The 24,311-nt window shown below is 57.6% G+C and carries 23 protein-coding genes; 8 read left to right on the plus strand and 15 right to left on the minus strand.

Annotated elements, in window-relative coordinates:
• The first annotated feature begins 81 nt into the window (after nucleotides 1–81).
• On the plus strand, nucleotides 82–969 hold the full coding sequence (locus PQU89_RS10335; protein ID WP_272765741.1) for a LysR family transcriptional regulator: 888 nt from the start codon (nucleotides 82–84) through the stop codon (nucleotides 967–969).
• A gap of 88 nt (nucleotides 970–1,057) precedes the next feature.
• Here PQU89_RS10335 and PQU89_RS10340 read toward each other — a convergent pair whose 3' ends face one another.
• The 6 genes from PQU89_RS10340 to rpmH all read right to left on the minus strand — a co-directional run bounded on the left by PQU89_RS10340 (nucleotide 1,058) and on the right by rpmH (nucleotide 5,409).
• Nucleotides 1,058–1,315: a hypothetical protein gene (locus PQU89_RS10340; protein WP_272765742.1), complete on the minus strand. Its 258-nt coding sequence runs from the start codon at nucleotides 1,313–1,315 to the stop codon at nucleotides 1,058–1,060.
• Between the two features lie 232 nt (nucleotides 1,316–1,547).
• Nucleotides 1,548–2,900, minus strand: a complete 1,353-nt coding sequence (gene mnmE / locus PQU89_RS10345) for a tRNA uridine-5-carboxymethylaminomethyl(34) synthesis GTPase MnmE (RefSeq protein ID WP_272765743.1) — start codon at nucleotides 2,898–2,900, stop codon at nucleotides 1,548–1,550.
• Between the two features lie 147 nt (nucleotides 2,901–3,047).
• Nucleotides 3,048–4,706, minus strand: a complete 1,659-nt coding sequence (yidC, locus tag PQU89_RS10350; protein ID WP_272765744.1) for a membrane protein insertase YidC — start codon at nucleotides 4,704–4,706, stop codon at nucleotides 3,048–3,050.
• Nucleotides 4,707–4,723: 17 nt separating this feature from the next.
• Nucleotides 4,724–4,933: a membrane protein insertion efficiency factor YidD gene (gene yidD / locus PQU89_RS10355; RefSeq protein WP_082133746.1), complete on the minus strand. Its 210-nt coding sequence runs from the start codon at nucleotides 4,931–4,933 to the stop codon at nucleotides 4,724–4,726.
• Complete coding sequence (rnpA, locus tag PQU89_RS10360) at nucleotides 4,909–5,271, minus strand: ribonuclease P protein component (RefSeq protein WP_272765745.1); 363 nt, start codon at nucleotides 5,269–5,271, stop codon at nucleotides 4,909–4,911. Before rnpA ends, yidD begins: the two co-directional genes overlap by 25 nt.
• A 3-nt stretch (nucleotides 5,272–5,274) precedes the next feature.
• Nucleotides 5,275–5,409, minus strand: coding sequence for a 50S ribosomal protein L34 (rpmH, locus tag PQU89_RS10365; protein ID WP_008955801.1), 135 nt, complete (start codon nucleotides 5,407–5,409; stop codon nucleotides 5,275–5,277).
• A gap of 401 nt (nucleotides 5,410–5,810) precedes the next feature.
• Here rpmH and dnaA point away from each other — a divergent pair, with 401 nt between their 5' ends.
• From dnaA to gyrB, 3 genes are all read left to right on the plus strand, one after another.
• A complete protein-coding gene (gene dnaA / locus PQU89_RS10370) occupies nucleotides 5,811–7,265 on the plus strand; it encodes a chromosomal replication initiator protein DnaA (protein ID WP_272765746.1) in 1,455 nt (484 codons plus the stop codon).
• A gap of 41 nt (nucleotides 7,266–7,306) precedes the next feature.
• Entirely contained in the window at nucleotides 7,307–8,413 is a 1,107-nt protein-coding gene (gene dnaN / locus PQU89_RS10375; protein WP_047967468.1) for a DNA polymerase III subunit beta, read from the plus strand.
• Nucleotides 8,414–8,570: 157 nt separating this feature from the next.
• A complete protein-coding gene (gyrB, locus tag PQU89_RS10380; RefSeq protein WP_272765747.1) occupies nucleotides 8,571–10,961 on the plus strand; it encodes a DNA topoisomerase (ATP-hydrolyzing) subunit B in 2,391 nt (796 codons plus the stop codon).
• Between the two features lie 206 nt (nucleotides 10,962–11,167).
• Here gyrB and PQU89_RS10385 read toward each other — a convergent pair whose 3' ends face one another.
• From PQU89_RS10385 to PQU89_RS10400, 4 genes are all read right to left on the minus strand, one after another.
• The gene (locus PQU89_RS10385) at nucleotides 11,168–12,007 is read right to left on the minus strand and encodes an HNH endonuclease (RefSeq protein ID WP_272765748.1); all 840 of its coding nucleotides are present in this window, start codon (nucleotides 12,005–12,007) and stop codon (nucleotides 11,168–11,170) included.
• Entirely contained in the window at nucleotides 11,991–12,461 is a 471-nt protein-coding gene (locus tag PQU89_RS10390; protein ID WP_272765749.1) for a GNAT family N-acetyltransferase, read from the minus strand. Before PQU89_RS10390 ends, PQU89_RS10385 begins: the two co-directional genes overlap by 17 nt.
• Before the next feature lie 24 nt (nucleotides 12,462–12,485).
• Nucleotides 12,486–13,139: a hypothetical protein gene (locus PQU89_RS10395; RefSeq protein ID WP_272765750.1), complete on the minus strand. Its 654-nt coding sequence runs from the start codon at nucleotides 13,137–13,139 to the stop codon at nucleotides 12,486–12,488.
• 100 nt (nucleotides 13,140–13,239) lie between these two features.
• On the minus strand, nucleotides 13,240–13,788 hold the full coding sequence (locus PQU89_RS10400) for a YkgJ family cysteine cluster protein (protein ID WP_272765751.1): 549 nt from the start codon (nucleotides 13,786–13,788) through the stop codon (nucleotides 13,240–13,242).
• A 356-nt stretch (nucleotides 13,789–14,144) separates the two neighbouring features.
• On the opposite strand from PQU89_RS10400, the gene PQU89_RS10405 reads away from it, so the two are divergent.
• The 3 genes from PQU89_RS10405 (at nucleotide 14,145) to PQU89_RS10415 (ending at nucleotide 18,785) form a co-directional block, all read left to right on the plus strand.
• Nucleotides 14,145–15,143 (plus strand): AAA family ATPase, encoded by a 999-nt coding sequence (locus tag PQU89_RS10405; RefSeq protein ID WP_272765752.1) that lies wholly within the window; start codon nucleotides 14,145–14,147, stop codon nucleotides 15,141–15,143.
• 15 nt (nucleotides 15,144–15,158) lie between these two features.
• Nucleotides 15,159–17,657: a S8 family peptidase gene (locus PQU89_RS10410; protein WP_272765753.1), complete on the plus strand. Its 2,499-nt coding sequence runs from the start codon at nucleotides 15,159–15,161 to the stop codon at nucleotides 17,655–17,657.
• A 117-nt stretch (nucleotides 17,658–17,774) separates the two neighbouring features.
• Nucleotides 17,775–18,785, plus strand: a complete 1,011-nt coding sequence (locus PQU89_RS10415; RefSeq protein ID WP_272765754.1) for a restriction endonuclease — start codon at nucleotides 17,775–17,777, stop codon at nucleotides 18,783–18,785.
• Between the two features lie 54 nt (nucleotides 18,786–18,839).
• Here the strand turns inward: PQU89_RS10415 and PQU89_RS10420 are convergent, their stop codons facing one another.
• On the minus strand, nucleotides 18,840–19,301 hold the full coding sequence (locus tag PQU89_RS10420; protein ID WP_272765755.1) for a hypothetical protein: 462 nt from the start codon (nucleotides 19,299–19,301) through the stop codon (nucleotides 18,840–18,842).
• A gap of 39 nt (nucleotides 19,302–19,340) precedes the next feature.
• Here PQU89_RS10420 and PQU89_RS10425 point away from each other — a divergent pair, with 39 nt between their 5' ends.
• The gene (locus tag PQU89_RS10425; RefSeq protein ID WP_272765756.1) at nucleotides 19,341–20,729 is read left to right on the plus strand and encodes a helix-turn-helix domain-containing protein; all 1,389 of its coding nucleotides are present in this window, start codon (nucleotides 19,341–19,343) and stop codon (nucleotides 20,727–20,729) included.
• 220 nt (nucleotides 20,730–20,949) lie between these two features.
• Here PQU89_RS10425 and PQU89_RS10430 read toward each other — a convergent pair whose 3' ends face one another.
• Genes PQU89_RS10430 through dcm form a run of 4 tightly spaced genes read right to left on the minus strand, consistent with a single transcriptional unit; the run spans nucleotide 20,950 to nucleotide 24,275 of the window.
• Nucleotides 20,950–22,203: a type II restriction endonuclease gene (locus PQU89_RS10430; protein WP_272765757.1), complete on the minus strand. Its 1,254-nt coding sequence runs from the start codon at nucleotides 22,201–22,203 to the stop codon at nucleotides 20,950–20,952.
• Nucleotides 22,149–22,718 carry a very short patch repair endonuclease gene (locus PQU89_RS10435; RefSeq protein ID WP_308446593.1) on the minus strand — a complete coding sequence of 190 codons (570 nt, stop codon included), beginning with the start codon at nucleotides 22,716–22,718 and terminating at the stop codon, nucleotides 22,149–22,151. The genes PQU89_RS10430 and PQU89_RS10435 overlap by 55 nt, the downstream gene beginning before the upstream one ends.
• On the minus strand, nucleotides 22,667–22,951 hold the full coding sequence (locus PQU89_RS10440; RefSeq protein ID WP_272765758.1) for a hypothetical protein: 285 nt from the start codon (nucleotides 22,949–22,951) through the stop codon (nucleotides 22,667–22,669). The genes PQU89_RS10435 and PQU89_RS10440 overlap by 52 nt, the downstream gene beginning before the upstream one ends.
• Nucleotides 22,926–24,275, minus strand: a complete 1,350-nt coding sequence (gene dcm / locus PQU89_RS10445; protein WP_272765759.1) for a DNA (cytosine-5-)-methyltransferase — start codon at nucleotides 24,273–24,275, stop codon at nucleotides 22,926–22,928. The genes PQU89_RS10440 and dcm overlap by 26 nt, the downstream gene beginning before the upstream one ends.
• Nucleotides 24,276–24,311 lie beyond the last annotated feature (36 nt).

The raw sequence follows: 24,311 nt of genomic DNA on the forward strand, positions 1-24,311 counted from the left end.
TGCCTAGTTGGCCGCCTCAGTATCGGATCTGGCGCTATCATAATAAAAATATATATTTCCTATTTTTCATTATTGGAAAACATGATCAATTTCTCGCTGCGCCAGCTGCAGTACTTCGTCGCTACCGTCGAGCATGGTGGCGTCAGTGCCGCCGCGCGCGCCTGCCACGTGTCGCAACCGTCGGTGTCGCTGGCCATCGCGCAGCTGGAGGCGGCGCTCGGCAGCACGCTGTTCCGCCGCCAGGCCAGCCGCGGGGTGGAGTTGACCGCTGCCGGCCAGCGCGTGCTGGCGCAGGCGCGCGACATTCTTGGCCAAGCGGCGGCACTCGGTGCTGGCGATACGCCCGGCGAGCTGCGCGGCCAGCTGGCGCTGATCTGCTTCCAGGATCTCGGCCCCTACTTTGCGCCGCGGCTGCTGGCCGGTTTTCACGCGCGCCATCCACAGGTGGCGGTCACGCTGCTGGAGGGTGATCTGGCCACGGTGCAGCGCGCGCTGCGCAGCGGCAAGGCGGAGCTGGCGCTGACCTACGAGTTGGCCATCGACGCGCAGATGGCGCGCTGCACGCTGGCGGAGCTGGCGCCGTACGCGCTGCTGCCGGCCGATCATCCGCTGGCGGCGCAAACGTCGGTGTCGCTGGCGCAGCTGGCCAGCCAGCCGCTGGTGCTGGAGGACATTCCGCACACCCGCGAGTACCTGCTGTCGCTGTTCTGGCAGCAGCAGCTGACGCCGCGCATCGCGCAAACGGTACAGAGCTTCGAGATGCAGCGCGGGCTGGTGGCGCACGGCTATGGCGTGGCGCTGTCGTGCACCCGCCCGGCCGGCGACTGCAGCTACGACGGCCGGGCCATCGCCTGTCGCCCGCTGACGGAAGCGCTGCCGGCGCAGCGGGTGGTGCTGGCGCAGGCGCCGGGGGCCGAGGCGTCGCCGCTGGTGGCGGCCTTTGTCGCATCGGCGCAGGCGGCGGACTGAGGCAGCGGCGGATAACAGCAATCCACCACGCGGGCGGATTGCTGGTCAGGGAGGCGCCGCCGCGGGTGCGGCGCCGGTTGGCGGGGGCTTAATGCAGTGCCGGCAGGCCGTGGTCGGCGTGCAGCATGTGCAACAGCTCGGTGGTGTGGCGGCTGGACAGCTGCGGCAGGCGGTGCGACAGCAGGCCGCTGCTGATGGCGTGGAACAGTGCACGGCTGTCGCCGCTCAGGCTGCGCAGCTCGGCGAAGCCCAGTGTTTTCACGCCCTGCCGCGAGCCCATCATCAGCCAGAAACCGGCCAGCACGGCACGGTCGCGCCCGCCGCGAATACTCTTCAGCTTTGCCATTATCTCGTTTTCTGTCATAGCCGGACCTCAGCGTGATGGCAGGCGTGGGTGCCTGCGGCTGCCAGCATCATGATGATGCGGCAACGCCGGGCCCGCAGCGGGCCCGACAGCCACACTGCGCCGCGGCGGTGGCGGCGGTCGGTGCGCTAGCCCGCTTAGCGGTGCGGCGGGCCGGCAGACAGCCCGCACCCGCCACAGCGGCGGGTGTGTGCGGTGATGGCAGGGCGGGGGTCTACTTGCCGATGCAGAAGCGCGAAAAGATGACGCCCAGCAGGTCGTCGGGGGTGAAGCGGCCGGTGATTTCCGACAGCGCGTTCTGCGCCATGCGCAGCTCCTCGGCGAAGATCTCCACCTGCTGCCAGTCCTGCGCGGCGAGGTCGAGATGGCCGGCGGCGCGGGCGATGGCGTCCAGGTGGCGTTCGCGCGCCAGGAACACGCCCTCGCTGTCGCCCTGGTAGCCGATCATTTCCAGCAGCAGCGCGCGCAGGTCGTCGACGCCGGCGTGGGTACGGGCCGACAGGCGCACCACCGGGTGGCCTTCTTCCTCGCTGCGGCCAACCTTGTCGCCGGACAGGTCGACCTTGTTGAACACGTGCACCCGCGGCAGGCGTGGCGGCAGCTTGGCCAGGATGGCCTCGACCTCGGCCACGATGCCGTCGCGGCTGTCGACCAGCACCAGCGCCACGTCGGCGCGTTCCACCGCCTGCCAGGTGCGTTCGATGCCGATCTTTTCCACCACGTCGTCGGTGTCGCGCAGGCCGGCGGTGTCGATGATGTGCACCGGCACACCGTCGATGACGATCTCCTCGCGCACGGTGTCGCGGGTGGTGCCGGCGATGTCGGTGACGATGGCGATGTCGTCGCCGGCCAGCGCGTTCATCAGGCTGGACTTGCCGACGTTGGGCTGGCCGACCAGCACCACGTGCATGCCTTCGCGCAGCAGCGCGCCCTGGCGGGCGGTGGCCTGCACCTTGCCCAGCTGGCCGCGCAGGCGCTGCAGCTTGCCGACGGCGTCGGCTTTTTCGAGGAAGTCGATGTCTTCCTCGGGGAAGTCCAGCGTCGCCTCCACCAGCATGCGCAGAGTGATCAGCTCGTCGACCAGGGTGTGGATTTCGCCGGAGAAGGCGCCCTTCAGCGATTTCAGCGCGCTCTTGGCGGCGCTTTCGCTGGCGGCGTCGATCAGGTCGGCGACGCTCTCCGCCTGCGCGAGGTCCAGCTTGTCGTTGAGGAACGCCCGCTTGGTGAATTCGCCAGGTTCGGCCAGGCGCGCTCCCAGTTCGACGCAGCGCGACAGCAGCATCTTCAGCACCACCGGCCCGCCGTGGCCCTGCAGCTCGATCACGTCCTCGCCGGTAAAGCTGTGGGGGCCGGGGAAGAACAGCAGCAGGCCGTTGTCGATGGCGCTGCCGTCGGCGGCGACAAAATCGGTATAGGTGGCGTAGCGCGGCTTGGGCGTCTTGCCGCCGCTGAGGGCCTGGGCCAGCGGCAGCAGTGCGCGGCCGGAGATGCGCACCACGCCGACGCCGCCACGACCGGGGGCGGTGGCAACGGCGCAGATGGTGCTGGGGGTGTAGGCAAGGTTCATCGCGGGATCCGTCCGGTCGGTTGCTTGCGGCCAACGTTGGCCGCAAGGCGAAGGTGTCGAGGCAAGCGGTGGCGCTTGGCTGGAGACCCTCAACAAAAAGCCCGGCCATGGCGGCCGGGCTTTGATTTTACGCCAGCTTGCGGCTGCTTACGACTGCAGTGCCAGTTTGCGGGCTTTTTCGATGCTCTGGTTCACATACCACTGCTGTGCGATCGACAGCAGGTTGTTGACGACCCAGTACAGCACCAGACCGGCCGGGAAGAAGAAGAACATCACCGAGAACGCGACCGGCATGATCTTCATCATCTTCGCCTGCATCGGATCGGCCGGCGGCGGGTTGAGGAAGGTCTGCGCGAACATGGTGATCGCCATCAGCGCCGGCAGGATGTAGTACGGGTCCGGACGGGCCAGGTCGGCGATGTACAGCCAGTCGGCCTGGCGCAGCTCGACCGAGGCCAGCAGCGCCCAGTACAGGCCGATGAACACCGGGATCTGGATCAGCATCGGCAGGCAGCCGCCGAGCGGATTGACCTTCTCGGTCTTGTACATCTCCATCACCGCCTGCTGGAACTTCATGCGGTCGTCGCCGAACTGCTGCTTCAGGTTTTCCAGACGCGGAGCCAGTACCTTCATCTTCGCCATCGAGCGGTAGGAAGCGGCGGTCAGCGGGTAGAACACCGCCTTCACGATCAGCGTCAGCAGGATGATGGCCCAACCCCAGTTCTGCACCATGGTGTGCAGCTTGGTCAGCAGCCAGAACAGCGGCGAGGCGAAGATGTGCACCTTGCCGAAGTCCTTGGCGTAGGCCATGCCGTCGGCCACCTTGGTGATGGTGTTGTACTCTTCCGGACCGGCGTACAGCGGAACCGCGATGCTGGCGCTCTGGCCGGCAGCGATCGGTGCCACGCTGACCATGGCGGCGGCGGAGTAGGCGCCGCTCTTCGGCTCCAGCTGGAAGGTACACGCCTGCGCGTTGGCGCACACCGATTTGCCGTCCAGCGGTTTCAGGATCCAGGCGCTCATGAAGTAGTGCTGCAGCATCGCCACCCAGCCGTTGTCGGTGTTCTTCACGTACTCGGCCTTGCCCTTGTCCAGGTCGGAGAAGGCGACCTTCTGGAAGGTGCCTTCGGTGGTGTATACCGCCGGGCCGGTGAAGGTCTGTGCGAAGCGGCTTTCGCCTTCCGGTGCCTTGCCGTCACGCAGCAGGCGGAAGTAGGCGGTGCTGGCCAGCGGCGTGGTGCCGGCGTTGACGATGTCGTAACGCACATCGATCAGGTAGCTGCCCTTGTGGAAGGTGTACACCTTGCTCACCTTGACGCCATTGGCTTCCGGCGCGGTCAGCTTGATCTCGACCTTGTCGCCTTGCAGCGTGTAGGCGGTCTTTTCGGCAGTGAACACGGTCTTGTGGGTCGGCAGCGCGGCGTTGCCGGCGGAGACCAGGCCGGTCTGCGCCACGTACAGGTGGGCGCCCTTGTCGGTAAACAGCTCGAACGGCTTGCTGGCGTCTTCCGCCGCATTGTGCTTGAGCAGTTGCAGGCTGCGCAGATCGCCACCGGTGGTGTCGATTTCGGCCTTGACCAGGTCGGTGGTGACGGTGATGCGCTGGCCGCGGCTCAGGCTGCTGCTGTCGGCAGGCTGGGCGACGTTGCTGGCGCTGGCGGCAGGGGTATCGCTACTGCTCGCGGCTGTGCTGGCTTGCTGTGTCACGGCAGGCTTTGCGACGGGTTTCGGCGCAAAGTATTCTTGCCATAGCAACAGGATGCTGAATGACAGCGCGATAAAGATGATCAGTCGTTTGGAATCCATCTTACTTACCGGAAAAGTCAGGGAACCGGGTCATGGCCGCTGCCACCGAGGGGGTGGCAACGACTAATCCGTCGTATCGCTAGCCAGCTGCCCTTGATCACGCCGTGCTTTTGCAATGCCTCGATGGCATAGCCGGAGCAGGTTGGCTGATACCGGCAACGTGGCGGCAGCCAGGGGCTGATCGCCAGCTGGTAAAAGCGGATCAAGAGGACGAAGAGTCGTGACATCGGGCTAGTTTAGCAAAGAGCGCAGCCAATGCCTTTACCGCTTCGTGATATTCGCCGCGATAGTAGGCCTGGCGTGATCTGACGACAAAATCCATCGGCGGCAGATCATGACGGTGCAGCCGAAACCACTCGCGCACGGTGCGCTTGATGTAGTTGCGGCGGTTGGCGCGTTTGGCCACCTTCTTGCCGACCACCAGACCGAGACGGGCGTGGGTCAGACCGTTCGGGCGGGCATACACCTGGAACAATTGGTTGCTGCGCGCGTTGCGCAAATGAAAAACGGATGAGAACTCATCCGTTTTTAACAGCCGGTGCGCACGGCGAAATGTGTTGTCCAAGCGTTATACAGCCAGACGCTTGCGACCTTTGGCGCGACGGGCGGCCAGAACGGCGCGACCACCACGGGTCTTGGAGCGAACGAGGAAGCCGTGGGTACGCTTGCGGCGGGTAGTGGAAGGCTGGTAAGTACGTTTCATGATGGTTTTCCTGTTTCGAAACGGAAATAAACGCGTGATTACATAGATAAATGCCGGAATTGTCAACCTAATTAACAGTTTGCGGCCCCGATTGTCGGCGGCGCGGTCACAGTCGTGGCAATCCGCTGGCCACTGTTGCCCGCCGTGGCCGGCGGCGGCGATATTTCGCCGGTGCTGTGGATAACTTTTGGCAAAGCCAGTAGAATGTACCGCTTGTGACCCTGTCCGCCCGGACGGCATCGGCAGCGCCGGATCGCCGCCCGCCAGACTGTAGAGACAGGGCGATTCCACACCAAAACATCGTGACTGCCGCCCGGCACCCGCCGCGCGCGCAGCCTCCCCGCCGCCCCCGAACTACCTTTTAGTCTGCGGCGGCATTTCGTTTTTAACATGAAGCATTGATGACTGAACCGGAAAACTTCTGGCCTGCGTGCCTGACGCGTCTTGAGGAAGAACTGTCCTCACAGCAATTCAACACCTGGATCCGCCCGCTCTCTGCCGAGGCAGGCGACGAGGGTGTGGTGCTGTACGCGCCAAACCGCTTTATCCTGCAGTTCATTAAAGATCGTTTCCTGGCGCACATCGAGGCGCTGGCGATCGAACTGCTGGGCGAAGTGTCGGTGGAGCTGCGCATTGGCGCCGCCGCCGGGGCACCGGTCGCGGTGGCGCGTCCGGCGCCGGCCAGCAGTGCGCCGCGCAGCAACGACAACCCGCCTGCGGCCAACGTTGACGTGGCGGCGGCGGTGGCCAAGGTCAGCGCCGCGACCGGCAGCAGCCAGTTTGCGCCGACGGCGAAGCAGACCGCGGTCAAGGCCATCGGCGGTGGCCACGAGAGCACCCGCCTCAATCCGAGCTTCACCTTCGACACGCTGGTGACCGGTAAGGGCAACCAGCTGGCGCGCGCCGCGGCGATGCAGATCGCCGAGAACCCGGGCGACCCGGCCTACAACCCGCTGTTCGTGTACGGCGGCGTCGGCCTCGGTAAGACGCACTTGATCCAGGCCATCGGCAACCACGTCTACCTGAAGAATCCGCAGGCCAAGATCCGCTACATCCACGCCGAGCGTTATGTAGCCGACATCATGCGCGCCTACCAGCACAAGGCCTTCGACGAGTTCAAGCGCTACTACCATAGTCTGGACCTGCTGCTGATCGACGACATCCAGTTTTTTGCCGGCAAGAACCGCACCCAGGAAGAGTTCTTCTACGCCTTCAACGCGCTGATCGAGGGCGGCAAGCAGGTGATCATGACCTGCGACAGCTACCCGAAGCAGATCGAGGGCATGGAAGAGCGCCTGATCTCGCGTTTCAGCTGGGGCCTGACCGTGGAAATCCAGCCGCCGGAGCTGGAAATGCGCGTCGCCATCCTGATGAAGAAGGCCGAGGCCGACAACACCAAGCTCGACCACAACGTCGCCTTCTTCATTGCCCAGAACGTGCGCAGCAACGTGCGCGAGCTGGAAGGCGCGCTCAAGCGCGTGGTGGCCTACGCCCGTTTCAGCAACCAGAGCATCACCATGGAGCTGGTTAAGGAAGCGCTGAAGGACATCCTCGCCGCCGGCAACCGCCAGGTCACCATCGAGACCATCCAGAAGACGGTGGCCGACTACTACAAGATCAAGCTGTCCGACATGCACAGCAAGAAGCGCTCGCGCGACATCGCGCGGCCGCGGCAGGTGGCGATGACGCTGGCCAAGGAGCTGACCTCGCTCAGCTTGCCGAACATCGGCGACGCCTTCGGCGGCCGCGACCACACCACCGTGCTGCACGCCTGCAAGACCATTGCCGAAATGCGCGGTAATGACAGCGAAATCGCGCACGATTACGATACGTTGCTCGCGATGTTGCGCAACTGATTCATTTGATAACGACACTGTAACCCTTCGGGAGTCCGCACATGCTGATTCTGCAAGCCGAACGCGATGCCCTGCTCAAGCCACTGCTGGCTGTTACCGGCATCGTCGAGCGCCGCCACACCCTGCCCATTCTGTCGAATGTGCTGATCGAAAAACAGGCAGGAGCCGTCAGCTTCCTGGCGACCGACCTGGAAATCCAGATCACCACCGCCAGCCCGGACGACATCGCCGGCGACGCGTTCCGCCTGACCACCTCGGCGAAAAAGCTGCAGGACATCCTGCGCGCCATTCCCGGCAACAGCATGGTCACGCTGGAACAGCAGGACGGCCGCCTGATGCTGAAAGCCGGCAAGAGCCGCTTCAACCTGCAGACGCTGCCGGCGGACGACTTCCCGCTGCTGTCGGCCGGCAGTGCCGCGCAAGCCAGCTTCAGCCTGAGCCAGCGCGACCTGAAGCGCCTGATCTCGCAGGTGCAGTACGCGATGGCGGTGCAGGACATCCGTTACTACCTGAACGGCCTGCTGCTGCAGACCGAAGGCAACCAGGTGCGCCTGATCTCCACCGACGGCCACCGCCTGGCGTTTGCCAGCGCCGACATCGAGGCCAGCCTCGACAAGGCCGAGGTGATCCTGCCGCGCAAGACCATCCTCGAGCTGTACAAGCTGCTGCAGGACAGCGACGAGACCATCAACATCGAGCTGCTGTCCAACCAGGTGCGTTTCAGCTTCGGCAACACCGTGATCATCAGCAAGGTGGTCGACGGCAAGTTCCCCGACTACAACCGCGTGGTGCCGCTGGATAACGACAAGATCTTCCTGATCGAGCGCGTGACCTTCCTGCACGCATTGCAGCGTGCCGCCATTCTCGCCAACGAGAAATTCCGCGGCGTGCGGCTGGTGCTGAAGCCGGGCGCGATGTCCATCCTGTGTACCAACAGCGAGCAGGAAGAAGCGCAGGAAGAACTGGAAATCGCCTACCAGGGCGGCGAGCTGGAGATCGGCTTCAACATCAACTACCTGCTGGACGTGCTGACCAACCTGTCGGCCGACACCCTGCAGATGGCGTTTGGCGACAGCGTGCGCTCCACGCTGGTCACCATCCCCGACAACAGCAACTTCAAGTATGTCGTGATGCCGATGCGCATCTGACGACATGCCATCCGCCACCGGCAACGGTGGCGGGCGGCATCGCACTGCGGCCAACCTTTGTCCAGCGTTGGCCGCACGCCGGTTAGGCCGGCACGGCAACAGTTTTCAACAGTGGGGCAACCGCCCCGGACGCACTGGCTGACAAAAGAGTGGTTTTATGAGCGAACAGGAATACGGCGCGGACAGTATTAAAGTCCTGAAGGGTCTGGATGCAGTACGCAAGCGCCCCGGCATGTACATTGGCGATACCCAGGACGGCACCGGTCTGCACCACATGGTGTTCGAAGTGCTGGACAACGCCATTGACGAAGCGCTGGCTGGCCACGCAGACACCATCAAAGTCACCATCCACCCCGATAACTCGATCTCGGTGGAAGACAACGGCCGCGGCATCCCCACTGACATCCACCCGGAAGAAGGCCGCTCCGCCGCCGAGGTGATCATGACCGTGCTGCACGCCGGCGGCAAATTCGACAGCAACAGCTACAAGATCTCCGGCGGCCTGCACGGCGTCGGCGTGTCGGTGGTCAACGCGCTGTCCGACTGGCTGAAGCTGAAAATCTGGCGCAACGGCCAGGTGCACGAAATGGAATTCCGCCGCGGTGAAGCCGTGGCGCCGCTGACCATGACCGGCCACACCACCTACCGTGGCACCGAAGTCACCTTCCGCGCCAGCGAAGAAACCTTCGGCGTCATCGAATTCCACTTCGACATCCTCGCCAAGCGCATCCGCGAACTGTCCTTCCTCAACCAGGGCGTGGCCATCACCCTGCTCGACAAGCGCAGCGGCAAGGAAGAAAGCTTCGCCTTCTCCGGCGGCGTTGCCGGCTTCGTGCAGTACATGAACCGCAACAAGTCGGTACTGCACCCGAAGACCTTTTACGCCACCGGCGAAAAGGACGGCATGACCGTGGAAGTGGCGATGCAGTGGAACGATTCCTACCAGGAAAACGTGCAGTGCTTCACCAACAACATCCCGCAGCGTGACGGCGGCAGCCACCTCACCGCGCTGCGCCAGGTGATGACGCGTACCCTCAACGGCTACATCGAGGAATCCGATGCCGCCAAGAAGGCCAAGGTCGATACCAGCGGCGACGACATGCGCGAAGGCCTGACCTGCGTGCTGTCGGTGAAGCTGCCGGACCCGAAATTCTCCAGCCAGACCAAGGACAAGCTGGTCTCCAGCGAAATCGGTCCGGTGGTCAACGAAGTGATCAGCGAAGCCCTGAAGGACTTCCTGATGGAAAACCCGGGCGACGCCAAGATCATCATCGGCAAGATCGTCGACGCCGCCCGCGCCCGCGAAGCCGCGCGCAAGGCGCGTGAAATCACCCGCCGCAAGGGCGTGATGGACGGCCTCGGCCTGCCCGGCAAACTGGCCGACTGCCAGGAAAAAGACCCGGCGATGTCCGAACTGTACCTGGTCGAGGGTGACTCCGCCGGCGGCTCTGCCAAGCAGGGCCGCGACCGCAAGTTCCAGGCCATCCTGCCGCTGAAGGGCAAGATCCTCAACGTCGAGCGCGCCCGCTTCGACAAGATGCTGCAAAGCCAGGAAGTCGCCACCCTGATCACCGCACTGGGCTGCGGCATCGGCAAGGACGAATACAACCCGGACAAGCTGCGCTACCACCGCATCATCATCATGACCGACGCCGACGTCGACGGCGCCCACATCCGCACCCTGCTGCTGACCTTCTTCTACCGCCAGACGCCGGAACTGGTCGAGCGCGGCCACATCTACATCGCGCAACCGCCGCTGTACAAGGCCAAGCACGGCAAGCAGGAACGCTACCTGAAGGACGACTACGAGCTGAACCAGTACCTGCTGCAACTGGCACTGGACAAGGCCGAGCTGATCCCGGCCGCCGGCGAAGCCGCGCTGTCCGGCGACACGCTGGGCGAAGTCGCGCGCCAGTTCCTGCTCGCCCGCGCCGCCATCGATCGCGAAAGCCGCGTCGTCGATCCGCTGGTGCTGCACGCCTTCCTCAAGGTTGGCCGCATCACCCTCGACAGCGAAGCCGCCGCCAACGCCGCCGTTGCCGCACTGGCCGCCGTGCTGCCGCCGGAACTGATCCGCCTCAACGTGCTGCGCGACGACAAGAACGACGCCTGGATGCTGAAGATCACCCGCCAGCTGCACGGCAACGTGCTGGTCACCGCGCTGGACCAGGACTTCCTCGCCACCGCCGACTACGACATCCTGTGCCAGACCCGCGACATGCTGCACGGCCTGCTGCGCGACGGCGCCAGCGTCAAGCGCGGCGACACCGTGAAGCCGATCACCGAATTCGGCGACGGTCTCGACTGGCTGCTGGGCGAAACCCGCAAGGGCCTGTCCATCCAGCGCTACAAGGGTCTGGGCGAGATGAACCCGGGCCAGCTGTGGGAAACCACCATGGACCCGACCGTGCGCCGCCTGCTGAAAGTGCGCATCGAAGACGCGATGGCCGCCGACGACGTGTTCACCACGCTGATGGGCGACAACGTGGAACCAAGACGTGCCTTCATTGAAAGCCATGCCTTGATTGCGCGGAATATCGACGTGTGATATTGTAGGATCCCACGAATATCTAGATTTTTCCCACTTTTCTAGATTTTTGGGATTCTGCCAGCTGTACTCAGCTTAGCAAATGGCCTCCAGGTTTGGAGGCCATTTTTTCATTTCTCAGTAATCGATGAGGCTTGTGGCAGCAAGGCTGCTTCGTATTCAACTGAGAATAGTTACGGTCCGTCAAGGCCGTCGGCTGCAAATTACTAGTTTATTTTAGGCCAATTAAAAACATCATCGAAAGACCTTATGCTTGCCCGCTTGTCGTTGTTGCAAGAGGGGCAAGAAAGAACCAGGTTTGTCGGATCATTTGTCCCTCCTTGAGCTATAGGGACCATGTGATCAATGTCGTATTCTTGATTTGCAATAGCGGGTGAAGCAACAACTCGACCACAATAATGACAATTCCCTCTTTCCCTTAATTGAATAGCATTTTGAATCCACTTTTTAAAATAAGTAGTTCGAGGGACTCTCCCATCCTGCTCCAGCATAGGGAAATCGCATTTCTTCAGAGGTCTGATTTTTTCAGCTATTTTCAAGTTGAAATCCAGCAAGAAACTCTTTCGATGCCATAGCACGGCAAAGGCCGAATTAACTAAATGATTTAATCCGTGAATAAAATATTGGTCGTATTTCTTCTTGGCATAATAAATATCTGACTCCTGCTTAGAAAGAAATTCGATAGGAGTTTCCAAGTTCATTTCAGGAAACATTGATGTTGCGTATTCAGCAAAGTCAAATATATTATCTACCCAGTCTATATCGTCATATAGATACAAGTAGAACTCGATGTATGCCAGTTCGTGCAAGACCTTGTGTAGTGCCGTGTTTTCTGAAATTGAAATTGACTGAATAGCAATGCTTGTTAAATCGATATCCTGATGGTGAATTGATTCATTCGAGCTGCTTGGATAGTTGTAGACATACCTCTCCACAGCCAGAATCAGATCGTAGGCCGGCCCTCCTGAAATTTTGTTTGCGACATTTCTATATCGTGCCATTTTCGGACCCTCTTTGAGAATATTTGAGCTAAAGATACTTGTCATCTGCGATCACCCTGAACTGAACTACGGGGCGATATTTTTGAGTTTTTCGGAGAAAATTTGCTACAAGCTTCCCGGTGCTGGAATTTTTCCCGGTGAGGCTGATGGAAACAAATGTCACACCTAAACTAACGGATAGATCGAGTGCCTTAGCAAGCAATTCGGCTCCAAGACCCTTTGAACGATATTGTGGCTCAACGAAAAGGCCAAACAACTCACATTGGCCGGTGCTTAGTTTGACGTAAAAGTAATGGAAGGCAACCCCTTGGCAAGAGCCTTGCTCATGCGCAAAAAAAATGGCATGCCGAAAATCGGAGTCTTCCGCCCCAAGAAAATTCTTATGGCACTCAACGTAGGAGTGGAGCTTCTGTCTAAATTCGTTACTCAAGTTGAATGAGTTCTTCATGGCAAGAAACTCATCACGCTCCATGAGTTGAATCACGACGTCGATTGGCATTGTTATGTTGGCTTATCAATTAGGTTAGGTATCACGACTGCCCGCCGGATGTCCGAAGACGTCGTCAAATGCAAGCTCTGCAAGTTGACGTACCCGCTGCGAACTGTCTTTCATTCGATGTACAAGTACAAACCACTTGTAGTCGCTGTGTGGTGCCTGATCTATATCGACACCGCTAGGTCCATCCAGATCGAGCTTCAAGCAGTGAGGCCAGTGTGGCTCGTAGAAGGAGCTTCTTGTTTTCTTCTGGTCAGCAACGTAGCGGAAGGAGCGCTCCTCATAGTTTGCGTTGTATTGTGCATTGAATAGGTGGCTTTGAATTCGTTTTCGTACGGTTCTGCATTCGCCGCGATAGATCGCACGCAGTGTCCCGTGGTTCAGCTGACAACGGTTTCCATCGACGGGGCGATCCGAAAGAATGACGTAGAAGCCTTGTCCAGAGTAGACCCGTTTAAGGTCCTCAGGACTAGTGAGGTGGACTTGGTCTATGGGCGGGGATAAGTTTGGGAAACCGTCAGGCACCACCCCGTCTCTGTAGAGTGATTTGAATGCAACTGCAAACTGAGCTCTAATATCGCTCTCTACAACGGTAACGGCATCCGCTAGTTTCGACTTCATCTTAGAAACGTTATACATGGTGCTTGTAATGGAATTTACACAAACCAGCTCATTGGACATTCCATGGAGTAACTTCCGTGGTGGGGAGTGATGAAAGCCTCGGCTCCAATCTCTGGGTTTGGAGTCTTTCTAGACTCGCTCACCTTCTTCTGACACCTGTTTAAACGAAAATTTGTCGTATATCCCATATTTGATTGCCACCTCGGAGAGCATCAAAAGCTTTTTGAGCTTCGCTTGACCGGATGAGAGGGAACTTGCCTTGAAAAGATTTCTCAGGTGCACACCACTCTGCTGTAGGTGCTAGCGAGTGAAACTGTCGACAAACAAAGGGCCTAGCAGAATAGATACTGCAAGCATTGCTCTTTAGGAAAGGGCAAGGAACACCATGAAATTCTGAATTTGAGAGTGGTTGCTTCAAGCGTTTTCGTTTGGCATGAATCTCAATATACTGAATCTCAATCTCACTGACTGTCACCGCAATATGACAACAGTTTGAACACCCTTTTTTGCACGGAGTAGCAGGAGCGACATGGCTGCCTATGTCGTCCAAAAGCTCGTACACTGCTGCTAGTTTCTTGAGCGGTGCGATCTTGGCCTGCTCTAATCGATCACTGATACCAGCTTCCTGCTTTAATAGTCTCACTGGGAATGATGCAATTTGTCGCTCGCAATTAGATTGCGCATACGCCTGGTCTTCCTTGAGGCCCATATTTAGTCCATAACGGAGGAGTGACACGAAGATCCTATCGGAGCAGTCGTACAGTTATGCTGCTAATCGCATTGTCGAGTGACTGCAACAGTCTGAGCCACCATGCTAGCACAAACGCATGACGGGCCGCTTTGGCGATCTGTGGCTGGATCAACAGCACCGGGAACAGGGCGTCGGCTGTAGCAGTCATCCGCTTCGGTGGCATGATGGGTCTAGTTTTTGCAGGGCAATGGACTTCCAATCATAGGTCCACGTCGTCCATGAGTACCTGATCTGTCCACAGCCCCCACCCGGGGTGTGCTGCTACTGCACGTAAGCTATGCTTTCCTTGGATAATGCGAGACAATGTGGGCATTATGGCTAACGGCGATCAACTCAAAGCACTACTGCGCTCTTTCGCGGATGGCGACGACCGCCACTTCTACTCTGTGGCGATGCAAATGGCTGCCCATGAAGCAAAGCAGGGGCACGGCAGATTGGCAGAGGAGATGCGCGAGCTGATCGATGCTGCAAAGGCGCGCCGTAATACCAGTTTAGCCGATAGTGCCATACCAATGGCTCGGCCAAAGGGCGAGCTTGCTTCGCTGCTTAGCGTCTCTTACCCATCCCAACGACTGTCGAACATGGTGCTCTCCGAATCGCTGCTTGCTGCGTTGCAGCAAGTGCTGAAAGAGCAGCGTCACTTTGCCAAACTGCGCAGCCACGGTCTGCATCCAAGGCGTAAGCTGCTCCTTGTAGGGCCGTCCGGCACCGGCAAGACAATGACTGCCGCCACCTTGGCAGGAGAGTTGGGTATTCCCTTGTTCGTTGTACGCTTAGATGCCTTGATCACCAAGTTCATGGGTGAAACCGCTGCAAAGCTACGTCAAGTGTTCGATGCCGTGTCGTCTACACGGGGGGTGTACTTCTTTGATGAGTTTGACGCAATCGGTAGTCAGCGGGGCATGGCCAATGATGTCGGTGAGATCCGCCGCATATTGAACAGCTTCCTCCTGATGATTGAGCAGGACGATTCCAGCAGCGTGATCGTCGCAGCTACGAACCATCCGGATATCCTGGATGAGGCGCTGTTTCGCCGCTTCGACGACGTGATCGAATACCACGTGCCGGCACGTGAGGAGATTCAGGCACTACTGCGTATGCGTTTGGCTAGCTATCTTAAGTCCCCCAAGGCGTTCGCCAACTTAGCCACCGAGGCTGAAGGCTTGAGCCATGCTGAAATCACCCGAGCAATCGACGACGCAGTCAAGGAAGCTGTGATGCATGATCAAGCCAACGTGCCTGCTGACTCACTGCGGCAGCTACTACAGCTGCGTCATACCGTACGGCGACGCACTATCGCAAGCAAAGCATAAGGAATTCACCAACGCATGGCTTTAGAGGATTACGACCGCCCCCACCTTCTTCCCCAGAGTACGCGTACCCGTGAAGGATTTACCGCTTATGGCGGCGGCGGCAGTACCGAAGTGCCTCGGCTGGAACGCCAGGCACATGCGAGAACGCTAAGAGCACAATTGGCGCAAGTTGCTTCTGCGCAGCGACAGCGGGTGGCTGAGCAACATGCAGCTGATGTCCAGACCGCAATAGGTATCCAGGTCGAATTTCTAAGCCAGCAAGGCGTCGAGATGGCCGCTGCTAGCCTTGCCCGGGATAATCAGGGCATTGAGCTTCTGAATGTACGACAATCAGACAATCAGGTGCTGGCTACCGTTTTTGTTCCTCAAGACAAATTACTGCATTTCGAAAAGCTCATTACCGCGTACGCCGAATACAAAACAAACAAGAATGGTAGACCGCTAGATAACCAGCCATTGGTTGATGCCATTAGCGCAATCCGTGTGGCGACATTCCAGTCGCTATGGACCGATAGTACAGAAGCTTTACCTGCGAACGACGACGAAGCGATCTGGTGGGAGGCTTGGTTACCTGCTGGCAACCATAGGGAACAAGTGCTAGCTGACTTTCGTAAGTTGGTCGACATGTCTGGCTTGAGCATGAGTGAGCGTGTACTACATTTCCCTGAGCGATCAGTGGTACAGGTACATGGAAGTAAAGCTCAGTTGCTGCAGTCCGCGTTAGTGCTCAACATGATTGCCGAGCTGCGGCGCGCCAAAACCACGGCGGAATTTTTTAATACACAACGGACTGATGAACAAGCGGAGTGGGCTGCAAACCTTGAGGGCCGTCTCGCGCCAATGCTCGTCGCTGACACCTATGTAACCTTGTTGGACACTGGGGTAAATCATGGCCATCCACTGTTGGCACCGATGGTGGCCGATGCGGATAGGCACAGTGTCGAGCCGGGCTGGGGGCCTGATGATCAGAACGGCCATGGAACCGAACTTGCAGGCCTGTCACTGATCGGTGATCTTGTTTTGGCCCTGGAAGGGGAGGAATCGATTGAAATTCCACATCGGCTTGAGTCGGTAAAAATCCTACGCTGGCCTGGTGATAACGAAGGCGAATCCTATGGCGCAATTACTGCCGAAGCGGTTGGGCGGGTAGAGGTTACCGACCCCGCACGGCGACGAGTATTTGCGATGGCTGTTTCCTCTCCCGATGGGCGTGACCGCGGACGACCATCGTCATGGTCTGCAGAGATCGACCGGCTTGCTTCTGACTACGCTGGTCAAGGCGAAAGACCCCGCCTGTTTGTGCTCTGTGCTGGCAATACAATGGACTCTGCTGCTTGGACGGAGTATCCGACTAGCCTTTATACAAATACGGTGCACGATCCTGGGCAGTCCTGGAATGCACTTACCGTTGGAGCCTATACCCAACTTACTACGATCACTGAGGCCGGCGCCCAGCATTACCAGCCGATTGCACCAGCGAACGGACTCAGTCCCTACACGACGACATCAGTGACGTGGCAGTCAGATTGGCCGTTTAAGCCGGACATCGTCATGGAGGGTGGTAATGCGGGAGTGGATGAAGCGGCAAACTTTGCCTCCCAATTTGACAGCCTCTCCCTACTGACAACATGCCATGAGCCGCATGAGCGGCTTTTCTCCGTAAGCTGGGCAACTAGTGCCGCAACGGCACTAGCCGCTGGCATGGCGGCACGGGTCAAGGCGGCCTACCCAACATTCTGGCCAGAAACGGTGCGAGCATTGATGGTGCACTCGGCTCGATGGACCCAGCCTATGCTCGACGCCTATATCCCAAACGGGGTCGTCAACCGCGATAATCTGAAGCAACTTCTACGACATTGCGGCTATGGTGTACCTAGTCTTGAGCGAGCCCTCTATAGTGCTGGCAACTCACTGACAATGGTCGTGCAGGATCAGCTCCAGCCATTCCATAAAGCAAACGGGAAGGTTCGCACCTGCGACATGCATCTGCACGACCTTCCATGGCCAACCGATATCCTGGAGGCCCTAGGTGACACCCAGGTCACTTTGCGGGTGACCCTGTCATATTTCATTGAGCCCAACCCCGGCGAGCGGGGTGGTATCGACAAATACGCCTATCAATCTCACTCCCTCCGATTCGAAGTGAGGCGGCCCTTGGAAAATGAGGCGTCTTTCCGTGGTCGCATTAATGCTCAAGCGGCCGACGAAGAGCAGGGGCTGCCCGGAGCTGCCGTTGGGGACCCAAACTGGTTCATAGGGAAACGCTTACGTGCTCGCGGGTCAATGCTTTCCGATAGTTGGACCGGGACTGCTGCCGAACTGGCCAGCAGGGGTCAATTGGCGGTGTATCCTGCAATGGGCTGGTGGCGGAATCGGCCGGGTCATGAACGCTATAACCGGGTAGCCCGGTATGCGTTGATAGTATCGATTGAGGCACCAGCAGTTGAGCAGGACTTGTACGCTAGCATCGAGCAGCAAATTGCTGTTCAGGGGCATGTTCAAATTCAGGTCTAGGTCGAGTACTGCAGATGTTGGAACCGAAAACCTCTGTCATCAATATCAATTGATATGCGGGTGCCAGTGCCAAAGTAAGTTCTGTTATGCATCACAAGGGGAACTAGTGTGGGTGGAATGAACTTCGGTCCGGGAGTATTGGCTGATGGACTATCCGAGACTGCAGGATACAAAGCAGGTCTTGCACTCTCTATCGAAGAGCTCTGTGATCACCTCACCGGAACTGAGTATCCCGACATAATACGTCGGTCTGAAGAGTATGGAACTAGGCTGCGTTCAGAAGAGTATGAGGCGCTGTTTTACAAGCTCCTATATCGAATTGGCTACACAGAAGAAGAGTATGACGGCGATCATATAGGTATTAAGCGTATTCACAAATATCGCCGAATGAACCTGCTCCACGAGTATGAGGGGATGCACATAATTTTCAGAGAGATGTGGATGGATTTGATAAATAAGACTTTGGCCAAAGGCTCCAAAGCAATCGACCCAACCCCATTCCTGATTAAGTGTCGCGAACAGTTCGGTAAAGTTGGTCTCCAAATGGCTATGGAACAAATTGAAGTGATGAATCGTGCATTCACACTTAGTCCGCATTCCATTGGCCGCTCCGTTGATTGGACAAGCCCGCTTGCGTTGAAGAAGCTTTTTACGGGTGCCCGTGATGATCCGGAAGGTGGCAAGTTCATCGACCAGCGCTTTGTGAACTATTTGTCGAATAATCATGAGCGGATGCCAGAAATACATTGGAGAAAGTTCGAAGAGCTTACTGCTGAGTTTTTTCACCGTGAGGGATACCAGGTAAAGCTTGGGCCTGGAAGCAACGACGATGGTGTAGACGTTCGCGTATGGAAGCAGGATTCTGATCCGGCAGACAAGCCTCTTTGTTTAGTGCAATGTAAACGTCAAAAGGCCAAAGTGGATCGGGTTATCGTAAAGGGGTTGCATGCCGATGTTGAGTATGAAGGTGCGGAGTACGGCGTGATTGTTACAACTTCCGAACTCAGCCCAGCGGCTCGAAGTACAGTTACTGCGCGTGGTTATCCGATACGAGAGGTAGAAAGAGAAGGGCTAAAAAAATGGCTTTCTGTACTACGCACACCGGGTACAGGAATCATCAGGCTGTAGTGATGCATGCGGACATCTAAAATCTCTGCTATATGGCCGTGCCTGCAGCCATCGCTATATTCGGCCAAGCCGGCCCACACCAATCTGCGTGCTAATGCGCTCCCAAAGATCATCATGGGGAAATCTCCCCATGGTTTGTGTTCTCAGGTGGGTCCATCCCCACAGCCATTGCAACAGCTTAAGCATGCCATCCTGGTACTGACTTCTTGTTGGCGGGCCTGCTTTCCACGCGGGAACCACGGGGATGCTAAACCCGAACAGGCAATCAAAACCTTTCTTCCCATACATGAGGTGCTGCTTGGCCCTGTAGATGTCATCCTGGGAGTGCAAGGGGCCTTCGTCCACCACGTTGGAGAGGACGTCATTGAGCATGCTCACTCCATGAATAAAGACCCCTGCATCTAACTCGCATTGGCCATTCTCCCAGACAGTCCTACTGAAAATCTTGGCGTTGAAGACCTCAAAAAATTCAGCAGCCAACCCCCGGTGCTTGAACGCCCCCCCTGCGATCAGCATGCACTTGTATACCCTTTCCATGGGTTGACGATTGCCCAGTTGCAAACGCTGATCCGCTATCTGGGGGTATATCTGGACCCGGCTGCTAATTTTAGGCCGCTCAAGATTGCCCGAGGCGGCGCCATGGAGGTTTCTTGGGCGATTTCGTCGCTGGCTGCCGAGATCCTGGTGGTCTGGCCCGAGAAATTCCACCTGGCGCTCGATGTGCTGCAAAGTAATGGTGGCGAAGCAAAAAACAGCCTGAAGGCTGTTTTCAAGGAGGCGTACCAGTACCTTTACCAAGGTGGTCTGCGTGGTGGCGTCTATCGCCCGATGCGTGAGGCCTTCGAGCAGTGGGTGACCCATAGTTGGAAGGGGATACTCGCCCGGCGTAATCGACGCCTGACAGATTCTGTGCTGGAAAACGCGCATTGGATCCCGGGCAAGGCAGCAGCGGATCGGCTTGGCATCTCGATGGCCAGGCTGCGCTATCTCGTCCGCTCCGGTCAACTAGATGGCCAGGAGACAATCAGTGCCAAGGGCCGGCATTTCCTGATGGTACGGAAAGACCAGCTGGCACGAGTGGAGGAGGAGCTGGCTGGAGAAGTCACCTTGGGTAAGGCCATGGAGATTCTTGGGCTGGGCAAAGTCAGGATGAGGCGGATACTGAAACTGCTTTTCCCCTCTGCTCGGCGAGTGAACGACCAGCAGCCTTTGCCATGGTGCATCTCCAGTACGGAGGTATACCAACTGGCGGAGCTGGGAGAGGAGCTGCCATGCGTTTACTACGTAGACGATGACGAGATTTCGCTAGCCGATGTTCTGCATTACTGGCAGTGGAATGCTGACGAAATCGTGTCGTTGGTGGAGGAGGTCAAGGCGGGAGCGTTCGTGCTGACTAGAGCGCTTATCGGCAAAGCAGGTATCAGCCGCTGGGTATTCAAGCGCAAGGATCTGATCCAGTGGCGGGCCGCCATGCAAACAGACCGGGTCAATTGGGTTACGATTCCTGAGCTGGCGGAAGTGCTAGGGGTGAAACAGCAGGTTGCTTACTGGCTCACCCAGAACGACTACATCCGCTCTCACAAGCTAGGAACCAGAAAGCACCATGGTTCACGGGTTCGGACGATCGATGTGGATCGCTTCCTCCGACAGCACATCTTCGGAACTGAGATTGCTGACAGGATTGGCCATTCACCCAGAAAGGCCATGCTCATGCTGAAGGCCGTGTCGATCTACCCGCTTCGCGGAACCAGCATCGAAGCATGCCGTCAGCTGGTCTATACTCGTTCTGAAGCACTTGACCGGTTCATCGCCAAGCACAGCGTTGGCGACCTGACGAAGTGGCACGACACTGTGAAACGACGTGAGAAAGCTTGGGAGAGGATAATCTACGAAAATGGGACGCCGATACCCGATCCGTCCCACTTTCGACTAGAACCTCGTTGATCTGGCAAAGACCCAGATCTAGACGAAAATGGTATCCTACAGATATAAGTTTTTGTTTTTAAAAGAAAAAGCGGCCTTATGGCCGCTTTTTTATTGGCTGATTACATTCGTAAAACTAATGTAATCACCACACATTGAGCTGTGATTAGCAGCGAAATATAGTGAATCTTGGGCTTAGCAGCACTCAGCACCAACCTGGCCAGCCCAACTTACAGTGTTGCTAGATGGACTGTATTTCTTTGATCCGGTCGATAAATCCTTGGAGGTCTTGAAGTGTTTCCTGTTGCCTTACGGTGTAGGTCTCATGAATGCTGGTGGGGATGACCAGCTGGAGATGATGAGACGCCATTTCATCGGTCTGGGTTTCACTGATAGAGGCTTCCAGCGTAACGAGGTGTTTTGACGGAATTCGGGCTGCTTCACTCAGTACCTGGCGCCAGCGATCCTTGCAGGTGGTCTTGGCGCCCAGCATGATGAGGTTGCCAGAAGGGAAGTCAGGATTGCTGTAGTCGGCAAAAGACGGGAAGAGGAAGTCCGGCTTGGCGTTGTTTTCAGTAACGTGTCCTTTTCCCCTGCCTTGTTGAAATTTCAGTTTGTGCAGTCTGAAGAGGTGGTCAAGATGGCCTTCGAAGGCATGGCCAACACGTGATTTGCGTCGGTTCTGGACACTGAGGGAGAAGCTGATGAACTCATCCACATCATCCCCGTTGTCTCCAAAACCGGCTCGCAGCCGGTCCTGAACCAGGTGGCGTTCATAGATCCGGAAGAGCTTTTCTTCATGCTCCATCCAGCCCATCAAGGTGTCATCCGGTCGGGTGATCGGATCCACTTCTTTGGCAATGGACTCCCGTGCAAATTGGGAAAAATCTGCTGTTCCAGGGAATACCACTCCGCCAAAGGCATTCACCAGCTGGCCAAGCCATTGGTCGTCTGCAACGGCTGGTTTGCTCAGTTCTATACCCAGGTCTTCCAGCATCAGCCGTAACGGAAGCAGCAAGCTGATGGAGTCCAGCGTACCCGCCCGGAAACGCTCGTCGATCAGCCCCAGACCGAAGAGAGTACGGAGCTGGTTTTCGATGGAGCTGCCTGCCGGTGTGAAGACCATCAGCAGGGTGCCATCCTTCATTTTGGCGACGAGGAAGAAATCACCAGGGGAGAGTTGTTGGGTGACCTGGCTGTCATAGTAGTACAGCCGGTATTCCGGACTACGGTGGGCTACCTTGCGGCGGCTGTCATACCAAGTGACTTCACTTTCACAGGTAAGAAGGGCTTCGTTTTCGTCCCGGATGTAGATCTGGCGTGCCTTGAAACGGAATTCTTCTGTCTTGCCGGGAGTGCCAAGCCATTGTTTGAATCCTGCTGCGGGTAGCCCACCGATTTCGTGCTGGTGGGAGCGGCCCGGGTCGGCATCCACGGCACTCAGGTATTTGGCGGCAACGCCTTCGAAGTAGTCACTGATTCTGTCGCTGAACATGGCAAGGGCTTCAATCCTGATTCGTCTATCTGGCTAGTAGACAAACCTTTTAGCAGCCAGTCCGTGACATAGTCAATCAACATAAACAGTCCGATTGATCTATTCGATCTTGTCGCACACTCCCAAACGACCAGTATCCGCCAACCTTGCTTGACGAGTTCAGCATGCTGACTCTCGTCACGTAACTTGTTCTGGCCGATTTTCTGTAACCAGAATTCGGTACGAGTCTGTGGCACCTTGAAATAGCGGCAGTCATGCCCATGCCAGAAGCACCCATGGACAAAGATTACGGCCTTGTACTTCGGGAAAACCAGATCCGGTTTCCCAGGGAGATCCTTGACATGCAGGCGGTAGCGGAAACCGGCAGCATGGAGAGCTTTGCGGAGAACAAGCTCGGGCTTGGTATTTTTGCCCCGGATGCCGGACATCATCCGGCTTCGGGTGGCTTTGTCGACGATATCGGTCACTGCTGATTCGGGTCGGGGATGCCAAAACGTTGCATGAAGTACGGGCATGCGGTGTCAAGAACATCATTGCCGTGCAGCGCAAACAGTCGCTGCACGACCGAATCTGCCTTGATTGCCTCTTCGGTGGAAAAGAACGGCTTGCCGCTATCGATATGAACGATTTCACCGGCCGGGTCTTCCGGGTGATAAATCAGGTCCAGCCGGTCCATCATGTCGAACCATTGCTGCATGTCCTCGCGGCTATCTCCTGCAAGGTCAGGAATCCTGTTCAAGGATGGCATAGGGGCTTCCTTTTTCTTTCAGATCAAATGCGTGCCCATCATCAGGCCACATGTCCTGGATGACCGGGTTGAATTCTTCGCGGGTGATGAATGGTTTCATGACCTGGGCGACAGCCTTGAAAACCGGCATTACGACCGAGTTGCCAAACTGCTTGTAGGCGCGGGTATCGGATACGGGAATCACGAATGAATCATCCAGCCCCATCAGGCGGGCGCATTCGCGGGGGGTCAGGCGGCGGGGGTTCTTGTCTTCGCCCTGGTCGATCAGCACTTCCGAGCCGTCCTTGTAGTAGCGGGCGGAGAGAGTACGGGCCACGCTGTGCGGACCAACCAGTCCGAAGCCGAAGCCATTGCCTTTGGCGCGGTGTTTTTCCGCGTAATTCTGCAGGTACTGCCACAGCTTTGGCGTCAGCGTGTATTTCGGGTTGACCTGACGGCTCTCGTGATCGAAGTACTTGTCGCCGTCGTGCTCGATATAGGGTTCGCTACCATCCGTTTTGTGCAGGATGTCTTTCATCGTCTTGCAGCCTTTCGGCGGCAGGTCCAGCAAGTCCCAGCTGAATTCGGCCGGATCGCGGAAACCGATGATCACGATCCGTTCGCGGTGTTGCGGTACGAAATGCTGGGCATCAATGATGCGGTAGTGGATGTGATAGCCGAGGTCTTCTGTCAGTGTGCGGCGGATCACGTCAAAGGTGCGTCCCTTGTCGTGCGACATCAGGTTTTTCACGTTTTCCAGCAGGAAGGCTTTGGGGCGCTTTTCCTGCAGGATGCGGGCTACGTCGAAAAACAGGGTGCCCTGGGTTTCGTCTTCAAAGCCGTGAGCGCGGCCGAGTGCATTTTTCTTGGACACCCCGGCGATGGAGAACGGCTGGCAGGGGAAGCCGGCCAGCAGAACATCATGGCTGGGAATATCGCCGGCAATGACTTGCGTGATGTCGCCGTTTAGCGGGTGGTCATCATGGCGGAAGTTGGCCGCATAGGTTTTCTGGGCGTAATTGTCCCATTCGCTGGTGAAGACGCATTTGCCGCCAATATCTTCAAATGCCTTGCGTATGCCGCCGATACCGGCAAACAGGTCGATGAACCTGAATTCTTCCTTGCGTTCTTCCTTGGGGCCGAATGGCAGCAACAGCTGTTTCAGGCTGTCCACCAAATAGGGGCGCGGTTCGGTTTCGCGCGCAACCCAGCGACGGATGGTGCCCTGATCGGTGCCCAGGCGTTTTGCCAGTTCGGCCTTGTTGTAGTACTTCAGGGCTTCATCAAGGTACTGGCAGATCAGGTCGTGACGTGTGTTCATGCTTGTTCTCTGGGAATTTTTCATGCATTTTGACACGAAAATTCCCAAAGTCCAGGTGCG

The sequence above is a fragment of the Vogesella indigofera genome, from assembly GCF_028548395.1.
In the GTDB taxonomy this organism is placed as follows: domain Bacteria; phylum Pseudomonadota; class Gammaproteobacteria; order Burkholderiales; family Chromobacteriaceae; genus Vogesella; species Vogesella indigofera_A.